At 74.7% G+C, this 1,358-nt stretch carries 2 protein-coding genes; both read right to left on the bottom strand.

Going from position 1 to position 1,358, the window contains the following annotated elements; all coding sequences use genetic code 11:
* Positions 1–170: 170 nt before the first annotated feature.
* Positions 171–815, bottom strand: coding sequence for a response regulator (locus SACPADRAFT_RS0208395; RefSeq protein ID WP_028662324.1), 645 nt, complete (start codon positions 813–815; stop codon positions 171–173).
* A gap of 82 nt (positions 816–897) precedes the next feature.
* Positions 898–1,358, bottom strand: a 461-nt coding sequence (locus tag SACPADRAFT_RS26395; RefSeq protein WP_007027630.1) for a sensor histidine kinase, incomplete at its 5' end; no start/stop codon positions are given.

Here is a 1,358-nt window from a genome sequence, read left to right as displayed (position 1 = left end):
CGCCGATGCCGGGTTGCCCACCCCGGCTCCCCGGCCCGGTCCCGGTCCGAGCGTCCGGCAGCCGGGCGTGGTCGTCGCCTGGGGGCTGCTGGTGCTCGTGGTCGTGGCCACCGTGCTGCTCGCCGCCAGCACCCTCTGAGCCGGCCCACCGGCCCGTCCCGGGCCCGGGCTCAGACCAGGCGGCGGTCGGAGGCCCAGCGGGACAGCTCGTAGCGATTCGAGAGCTGGGTCTTGCGCAACACGCTGGACACGTGCGTCTCCACGGTCTTGACGGAGATGAACAGCTCCGAGGCGATCTCCTTGTAGGCGTAGCCGCGCGCCAGCAGGCGCAGCACGTCCCGTTCGCGCGGCGTGAGCAGATCCAGTTCGGGGTCGCTGATCGGCGCGGAGCCGGGGCGGTCGGCGAACGCGTCGAGCACGAACCCGGCCAGCCGCGGGGAGAACACCGCGTCCCCGTCGGCGACCCGGACCACCGCCCGCACCAGGTCCCGCGACGAGATCGTCTTGGTGACGTAGCCCCGGGCGCCCGCCCGGATCACCGCGATGACGTCCTCGGCCGCGTCGGACACCGACAGCGCCAGGAACACCACGTCGGGGAGTTCGGGCCGCACCCGGCGCAGCACCTCGGCACCGCCCCCGTCCGGCATGTGCACGTCGAGCAGCACCACCTGCGGGCGGGCGCGGGCGATCCCGGCGACCGCCTCGGCGACGGAACCGGCCTCCCCGACCACGCGCACCTCGTCCGCGAAGTTCTCCAGCTCCGTCCGCGCCCCGGCCCGGAACAGCGCGTGGTCGTCGACGAGGAACACGGTCACCGGCGCAGCGGGGGCGCCGGTCGTCCCGTCGGCCCCGTGGTCGGTCCCGTGGTCCGGTTCCCGGTCACTCACAGCTGTCCCCTCACGTGCTCGTCTCCGCGACCGCGCGCGGCATGCCCAACTGCACCTCGGTGCCCTCGCCGGGCGCGGTCCGCAGCCGGCAGGTGCCGCCGTTGCGCTCCATCCTGCCCCGGATCGAGTCGGCGAGGCCATGTCGGTCGTCCGGGACCGACTCCGGGTCGAACCCGGCTCCCCGGTCCCGCACGAACATGGTGACCGTGGCCGGTTCGACCTCGGCGTAGACGCTGATCTCGTCCACCCCCGCGTGCTTGGCGGCGTTCACCACCGCCTCGCGGGCGGCCTGCACCAGTGCCGTCAGCGGCTCGTCCAGTTCCACGTCGCCCACCACCACGTGTTGCACCGAGACGGCGAAGGTGTCCTCCACCTCGCCGCAGGCGGTGGCCACGGCCGCGCTCAGCGCCGTCGGACCGGCCGCCCCGGTCGTTCCGGCGGCCCCGGTCGTTCCGGCGGAGGCAGCCGCCG

Source organism: Saccharomonospora iraqiensis subsp. paurometabolica YIM 90007 (genome assembly GCF_000231035.2).
Taxonomy (GTDB): domain Bacteria; phylum Actinomycetota; class Actinomycetes; order Mycobacteriales; family Pseudonocardiaceae; genus Saccharomonospora; species Saccharomonospora paurometabolica.
Note: the sequence above shows the minus strand (reverse complement) of the source record. Positions and strands in the feature narration are given on the sequence as shown.